Source organism: Streptomyces lonarensis (genome assembly GCF_012033735.1).
In the GTDB taxonomy this organism is placed as follows: domain Bacteria; phylum Actinomycetota; class Actinomycetes; order Streptomycetales; family Streptomycetaceae; genus Streptomyces; species Streptomyces lonarensis.
Genome location: NZ_JAAVJD010000243.1, coordinates 1 through 7608, shown reverse-complemented (window position 1 = coordinate 7608; position 7608 = coordinate 1). Strand labels below are relative to the sequence as shown.

Here is a 7608-nt window from a genome sequence, read left to right as displayed (position 1 = left end):
CCGTCTGCGGAGGCCGGGGCTGTGAACGCTTGGGCGCGACTCGCGGTGTTGATGGCGGCGCTGGCCGCAACGGCGACTCCCTCCTCCACCGCCTCGGCGGCTGAGCGCGGCGCCGCTCCGCCGGCGGTGGGCGCCGCGGCGTCGCCCACCGTGGAGAAGTCCCCGGGGGCGGCCGGTGCGTCGGCCGCGGTGGGGCCCGTGACGGCCTCCTCCAGCCGCGGGGCGACGAGCCCGTCCGCGGGCCGCCCCGCGGAGCCGGGGGCGACGACCTCACCCAGCGGGCCCGCCGCGACGGCGGCGTGGACGGCCCCCGCCGCCTCCGCCAGCGCCTCCCCGACGGCTGCGGGCAGTGTCCCGGGCAGCCGGTCGACGGCGGGCGGCAGCGAGGGAACGACCGCCGGGCGGGCGCCGCCGGGCGTCGCCTGCACCGGCGGGGCGTGCGACGCGGCACGGCCACCGGCCGCCAGCTGACTCCCCCAGCCGTGCGACGTGGCGGGGACGACCTCACCCGCCGGAGCCACAACGCCGGTGAAGTGCACCTCTCCGAAGGCTGCCTGCGGCGACGCCGGCCGGCCGGGCCCGGACGGGGCCGCGGTGTCCGCCCCGCCGGTGGTGAGGCCCGCCGCGTTCGGATCGGCGGAGGGAGGTGACTGCGATCGGGCACCGGCGGCACCGGCAACTCGATCGGGCACGCGGGAAGTCCCGTGCCCGGCAACGGCGTTGCCGGGCACCCCTACCTCGACGGCGCGGGCGTCGCCGCCCGAGCGCGTGTCGGCGGCCCCGGGGAGGAGCGGGAGAGACGGCTGGTGATGGACCGTCGGACGATGCGTCCGCTCCTCCGGTCCGGCGCCGCGCTCAGCCGCCGAGGCGGTGGAGGAGGGAGTCGCCGTTGCGGCCAGCGCCGCCATCAACACCGCGAGTCGCGCCCAAGCGTTCACAGCCCCGGCCTCCGCAGACGGTCCGACAGTGGAACCAGCGTTACATATGTAGATCAAAGCGGCATCCTGGTACGCGGGCCGTCGAGCAGCCTGTGACCACCTCCCCCTGAACGGGTTAGTTTCGCCGGTTCGGGCGTGGGAAGCGGCAGAGCAGCGCATGGCCGGCGCAGCACTCGGCCGGACGCCGCCCGGCTGGTCCCGGCGGCGCCCGGCACACCGGCCGAGCCCTGCGCACCGGTTCCGCCCACCGCGTGGCATGCCAGCCCCGCAGCCCGCGGCCGGGCGGCCCGGTGACACCCGGTCCGGTGGCGCGCACACCCCGCCCTCCCCTGCCGGGCGGGCGCGCGCCACCGGACCGGACCGCTCGCCGATCCGTTCCACCTCCGGCCGGTGCCCCGGCCGCACCACGGCCCGGCCCCAGAGCTCAGGCGTCCGTGACCAGCAGCAGTTTGCCGACGTGGCCGCCGTCCTCCAGCGCCCGATGCGCGTCGGCCGCCTCACGCAGCGGCATCACGCGATCCACCACCGGGCGCACCCGGCCGTCCTCGATCAGCGGCCAGACATGGGTGCGCACCGCCGTGACGATCTCCGCCTTCTCCTCCGGAGGCCGGCCCCGGAGCGAGGTCGCCGTCACCGACGCGCGCTTCGCCAGCAGCGCACCGAGGTTCAACTCGCCCTTCACGCCGCCCTGGAGTCCGATGACGACCAGTCGGCCGCCGGTCGCCAACACCTGCACGTTCCGCGAGAGGTACTTGGCGCCCATGAGGTCGAGGACCACGTCCGCGCCCCGGCCGTCGGTGGCGGCCCGCACCTCCGCCACGAAGTCCTGCTCGCGGTAGTCGACGAGGATCTCCGCGCCGAGCTCCGCGCAGGCGGCGAGCTTCTCCGGACCGCCCGAGGTCACCGCGATCCTCGCCCCGACCGCGCGGGCGAGCTGGATCGCCATGGTGCCGATACCGCCCGCGCCGCCGTGGATGAGGATCGTCTCGCCCGGCCGCAGCCCGGCGGCGGTGCGGACCCCGGCCAGGTTGAAGACGTTCGACCAGACCGTGCAGGTGACCTCGGGCAGCGCGGCGGCACTCGCCAGCTCCACCCCCTTCGGAACCGGAAGCAGTTGACCGGCGGGGAGCACCACACGCTCCGCGTACCCGCCGCCGGAGAGCAGCGCGCAGACCTGGTCGCCCTCCTGCCAGCCGGCGACGCCCGGCCCGACCTCCAGGACGGTGCCGGAGCACTCCAGCCCGGGGTAGGGCACGGTGCCCGGCGGCGGGTCGTAGTGGCCCTGCCGCTGCAGCAGGTCGGCACGGTTGACGGCGGTCGCGGCCACCTGCACCACAACCTCGCCGTGCCCCGGCTCCGGGTCCGGGACCTCGGTCCACGCAAGGACCTCGGGCCCACCCGGCTCAGTGATCGTGATCGCATGCATGGCGCCGAGGCTACGCCCCGGGACCGTCACCGCCCGGGACGGCGGGCCCGGTGCGCCGCGCCCCACCGGGGGGCGTGGGCGGGGCGGCCCCGGGGCGCGCGGGGCGCGCGGGCGGGTGGGGAGGCCGGTCAGCGGCGGGGGATGCGGAAGGAACCCGGCCCCTGGCCGCCCGGCCGGTCGCCGGGCCCGTTCCTCGGCTCGTGGCTGACGCGCCGGATCACCACCAGCCGGTCCTCCAACTCCAGCGTCCCCAGGCCCGGATCGTCGAACGGCAGCAGGCGGTGGCCCCGTATCACCGACACCACGAGGTCCTCCGCCTCCCGCGGCGAACGCCCGGCCTCCGCGCGGGTGACCGGGCGTTCCTTGAGCGCCAGCCCGCTGCCGGGCTGGATCAGGTCCTCCATCACCGAACCCGAGCTGGGGCTGACCACCGACAGGCCGAGCAGCCGTCCGACGGCGGAGGCACTGGTGATCACCGAGTCCGCCCCCGACTGCCGCAGCAGCGGAACGTTCTCCGACTCCCGCACCGACACCACGATCCGCACGGCCGTCGACAGCTGCCGAACGGTCAGCGTCACCAGCACCGCCGTGTCGTCGCGCTGCGCCGCGATGACCACCTGCTTGGCGCGGTCCACCCGGGCGCGCAGCAGCACGGAACTGCGGGTGGCGTCGCCCGCGACCGCCGCGTAGCCGTCAGCGTTGGCGTGGTCGACGACGGCCGCGTCCGGGTCGACCACGACGATCCGGTCCTGTGTGATGCCGGTGCGCATCAGCGTCTCGGCCGCCGAACGGCCCTTGGTGCCGAAGCCGACGATCACCGTGTGGTCGCGCAAGGTCTTCCTCCAGTGGGCGATCTTCCACTGCTCTCGGGTGCGTTCCGTCAGCACCTCCAGCGTGGTGCCGACCAGGATGATCAGGAACAGCACCCGCAGCGGGGTGACGACCAGGGCGGTTATCAGCCGGGCGGTGTCGGTCCACGGCACGATGTCGCCGTAGCCGGTGGTGGAGAGCGAGACGGTGACGTAGTAGAAGGCGTCGATCGCCCCTACCTCGCCGTCGTTGTTGTCGTGGTAGCCGTGCCGGTCGAGATAGACGACGAGGAACGCCGTCAGCATCACCAGGTTGGCAAGGATCAGCCGCTTCACGACCTGCAGCAGCGGGCCCGCGATGTAGCGCGGCAGCCGCACGCCGTGCGACTGCTCGTCGGCGTCGGAGCGCGCGGGCCGAACCGGGATTCTCATCCGCGTGGCAGCTCCACCAGCGGCACCCGCTGCCCCAGCGGGGCGCCGCCCGGCGGGACCAGCGCCAGCGCGTCCGCGCCGGCCAGGCCCCGCAGCATCGCGGGACCGGAGAACCGCACCGGCTGCGCCCGCGGGGTGCGCCCGTCGCGCCGCCCGCCGAGCCCCGTGGAGAACCGCGGCGACTGCGTCGGCTCAGCGGCCGGGTACCGCACCGGGACCACCCGGGTGTCGGACTCGTGCCCGGGGACCTCCTCGGTCAGCTCCACGGCGGGCAGCGGCAGCAGTTCACGGCCCGCGAGCGACGCCAGCAGCGGTGCCCCGAGCGTCAGCAGACCGGTGACCGCCGCCAGCGGGTTGCCCGGCAGCCCCACGAGCGGACGGCCGTCGGGCAGCTCCGCCAACAGCATCGGATGCCCCGGCCGGACCGCGACCCCGTCCACCCGCAGCCGCGCCCCCAGCCGGTCCAGCACCGGCCGCAGCCGGTCGGCAGGGCCGGCGGCGGTGGAGCCGGTGGTCACCACCAGATGGGCGCGGCTGGTGGAGACCGCCTCGTACAGCGCCTCCGCGTCGTCGCCCAGCCGGCGCGTCACCAGCACCTCGGCGCCCAGCATCGTCAGCCACGGGCCGGTCATCGGGCCGAGCGCGTCCCGGATGCGGCCGCCCGACGGCAGGCCGCGGTGCAGCAGCTCGTCACCGAGGACCAGCACCTCGACGCGCGGGCGCGGATGGACCGTCAGCTGGTCGTACCCCGCGGCAGCGGCCAACCCGAGGACGGCGGGCGTGACGGCCGTACCCGCCGGGAGCAGCTCGGTCCCGGAGCGGCACTCCTGGCCGCGCGGGCGGATGTCGGCGCCGGGTTCGGGGTTGCGCCCCCGCAGCTGCCCGGCGCTGACCCGGCCGCGCTCGCTGCGCAGCACCGCGGACGTGGCGACGGGCACCCGGGCGCCGGTGGCGATCGCGACGGCCAGGCCGTCGGCGAGTGGCTCGGGCTCCGCCGAGCCGGCGAGGACCGCGGGCGGGGTCTGCGGGCGCGGCGGATGCGCGGGCGGGGGCGGGACGGCCCCAGCGCCGGTGGCCGCGGGGGCGCCGGTGGGGTCGGCGGTGGGGTCGGCGGGGTCGGCGGTGGCGTCGGCGGGGTCGGCGGTGGCGTCGGCGGGGCCCCGGTCCTTCGTCGCGTCCTTGGCCGCAGCTTCGTCCCGGGGTTCGGCCATCGGGGTGACGAGATGCCAGGGGCCCGGGCCGGAAACCGCCCAACCGTCCATCGCCGCGGTGTCGAACGCCGGCAGGTCGGTCAGGGCGGGCAGCGGCTCGGCGAGGGTGTGGCCGAGCGCGCGTTCCAGCGACCGCAGCGCGGCCGGGAGCGGGCGCACCGCGCGGAACGCGGTCTCCCGCGCCGTCTGCCAGTCGGGGGCGCGCCGACCGGAGCTGTTCCACTCCGCGAGGAGCGGCGGCAGCGCCAGTTCGTCCACCTCCGGCCGCGCAGCGGTCGGGGCGGGGGCGGGCTGCGGCTGGGGGGCGGGTTCCGGGGTCGATTCCGAGGCGGGTTCCGGGGCGCTGGGCTCCGGCGTGACCGGGGCGGGCCGCGGCTCGGGCCCGGGTTCAGGTTTGGGTGAGGACCGGTCGTCACGGCTGGCGGAGGGTGCCGCTGCCTTGCGGGCCCGGGCCGCGCGCCGCTTGGAGCGGCCGGACCGGGGGGCGGCAGCCGGCACGGACGCCTCCGGCGCATCGTCGCCGGCGGAGTCCGCTCCCGTGTCGGCGTCGGGGTCGGCGTCGGCGTCGGCGTCGGGGGCGCCCGCCGACGCCTCGGCCGCGACCTCCGGGACGGCGACGGTCGCCGCGTCCGTGTCGGCGTCCGTGTCGGCGTCCCCGTCGGTCTGCGGCTCCGGGGCGGCGTCGGACGGGTCGTCGGCGGCCTGCTCCGTCCGGACGGAGCGATCGCCCTCCCACCACACGTCGTACCAGTCGTCGTCCGAGGCGCGCGCCGGTCCGGCCGGTGTCGGGGCGCCGGCCTGCGAGGAGCGGGCGGGGCGTGCGGGCTCGGAGCGAGGGGCGTCGTCGAGGTCGAGGAAGAGCGCCGGGTCCGGGTAGGGGTCCGCGGCGGCGCGCAGCCGGGCCGCCTCGCCGCTGTCGCGGCTGTCCCGGGTGATGGCAAGGCCGTTGGCGAGGGCCAGCGCGTCGTCGAAGTCGTCCTTCATCGGCCCGCCGCCCCCTCTGCCGTCCCGGTCCCCGGGGCCGGCGGCGCCGTGCCGGGCGGCGGGGGGCCGCCCTCCGGGGCGTGCTCCTCCTCCCAGCGGGCGGCGAGCGCGCCGATGCGCCTCGCCGCCACGGCGGGGTCGACGCCGGCGCTTCCGGCCGCGTACCCCAGCAGATAGGTCGTCAGCGGCGCGGCGGGCCGGGTGACTCCGTGTGCCGCGTCGCGGGCGGCGTCGAGCAGCGCGCCGGTGTCCACGTCGGTGTCGATGTCGAGCTCGGCCTTGACGGCGGCCAGCCATTCCTCCAGCACGCGACCATCGTCCCTGATGCGGGCCCGCGCGGCGGCGATGTCGGCCCAGGTGTCGCAGTCGGCAGGGCCGTTCGTGGAGGTGGGAAGCCGGTGGACCCGCAGCGCGGCCGGCAGCAGGCGCAGCGGGAGACCGTCCGGTCCGCCGTGCTCGGCCCGGATACCCGCCAGCGCCGCGAGCAGCGGCGCCACGCGGTAGCCCGCCGCGAGCGTCTGGTCGCGCCCCTCGCCGTCGACCGGCACCACCGCGTCCGCCCCGATCGGCACCCCGACGGCGGCGGAGACCAGCTCGGGGGTGAGGAAGGGCAGGTCGGTGGCGAGGACCGCCACCACGGGCGGAGTACCCGGCGCGGGCGGCGCCCCGGGGTGGTGGCCGAGCGCCGCGAGTCCCGCGGTGACCGCCGCCAACGGGCCGCCGCCGGGCGGTTCCTCCCGGGCCCAGCGCACCGGCCGGGCGGTGGGACGCGGCGGGCCGACGACGACGGTGGTCCGCGCCGCCCGGCAGGCCGTCAGGACGCGGTCCAGCAGCGTGCGCCCGCCGACGCGCACCGCCGCCTTGTCCGCCCCGCCGAGGCGCCGGCCGGCACCCCCGGCGAGGACCACCGCGTCGAACGGCGCGGCCGCTCCGCCGGGGGGACGACCTCCGGACTCCCGGGCGCTGCCCTGGTCTCGCATGCCGCCAGTATCGCGCCGCAAGGGCCGGTTGGGCACGCGGTTCCGGCAACCTCGCCCCCGGTCGGGCCAGGCATCGCCTCCGAACGGCACCTGTCGCCGCGAGTGACCACACGGGGTGAGGTTGGTGACTAAGGTTGTGCCCGTGTCCGACTTCGTTCACGAGGCGCGCTCGCGTAAGCACGCCCTGCTCAGGATGGCGAGCGACGACCCGGTCGAGCGGTTGCTGGTGCAGGAGTACGCCGAGGCGACACCCGACCCGCCACCCACCGCCGCCCACCGGGGCATCGCCACCCGCGGCTGCCCCCGCTGCGCCCGCACCATGTGGCGGCAGTGGGAGACCGGGCCGCTGTGGGTCTGTTCCCGATGCGGCCATCTGGAGGACGGTGAGGCGAAGCCCTGAACGGGAGCGCCGGGCGCACTCCCCCGACGCCGGGTCCGCTCACGGCGCCGGGTCCAGTGCCGACGCCGGGTCAGATCCCGCTGCCGGGCCTGATACGGCGGTCGGCCGTGCCCGTCCCGCGGCAGCCGGGTCCGTCGGGCCGCCCGGCGAGGCGACCAGCCACCGCTCTTCCGTACGCCGAACTCCCGTGCACCGGACTCTTGTGCGTCGGATTCTTCTGCGTCGGATTCTTGTGCGTCGGGCTCCCGAACACCGGGGTTTGCTGCCCGCGGTCACCGGCGGCGGTAGCGGTCGGCGGTCGGGTGCCTGGCGGCGTCGGGGGCGGAGCGCCTCTCCGGCCGCCGGTGCGGACCGGCGCGGTCACGGGGCGGCGGGGAGGCCGCGCGCGGCGGCGCTCGGTGGTCCGCGGCGGCGCGCGGTGCCGCCGA

General features: G+C 77.3%; 5 protein-coding genes and 1 pseudogene. 1 reads left to right on the top strand and 5 read right to left on the bottom strand.

Annotated elements, in window-relative coordinates; all coding sequences use genetic code 11:
* The 5 genes and pseudogenes from HCN56_RS21610 to HCN56_RS21590 all read right to left on the bottom strand — a co-directional run.
* A pseudogene (locus HCN56_RS21610) lies at positions 1–521 on the bottom strand (hypothetical protein); the annotation flags it as partial.
* A gap of 841 nt (positions 522–1362) precedes the next feature.
* Complete coding sequence (locus HCN56_RS21605) at positions 1363–2364, bottom strand: NAD(P)H-quinone oxidoreductase (protein ID WP_167973664.1); 1002 nt, start codon at positions 2362–2364, stop codon at positions 1363–1365.
* A 128-nt stretch (positions 2365–2492) separates the two neighbouring features.
* Entirely contained in the window at positions 2493–3605 is a 1113-nt protein-coding gene (locus tag HCN56_RS21600) for a potassium channel family protein (protein ID WP_167973662.1), read from the bottom strand.
* Complete coding sequence (locus HCN56_RS21595; RefSeq protein WP_209313028.1) at positions 3602–5800, bottom strand: molybdopterin molybdotransferase MoeA; 2199 nt, start codon at positions 5798–5800, stop codon at positions 3602–3604. The genes HCN56_RS21600 and HCN56_RS21595 overlap by 4 nt, the downstream gene beginning before the upstream one ends.
* Positions 5797–6780 carry an NTP transferase domain-containing protein gene (locus HCN56_RS21590; protein ID WP_167973660.1) on the bottom strand — a complete coding sequence of 328 codons (984 nt, stop codon included), beginning with the start codon at positions 6778–6780 and terminating at the stop codon, positions 5797–5799. The genes HCN56_RS21595 and HCN56_RS21590 overlap by 4 nt, the downstream gene beginning before the upstream one ends.
* 142 nt (positions 6781–6922) lie before the next feature.
* Here HCN56_RS21590 and HCN56_RS21585 point away from each other — a divergent pair, with 142 nt between their 5' ends.
* A complete protein-coding gene (locus HCN56_RS21585) occupies positions 6923–7180 on the top strand; it encodes a hypothetical protein (protein WP_312871356.1) in 258 nt (85 codons plus the stop codon).
* Positions 7181–7608 lie beyond the last annotated feature (428 nt).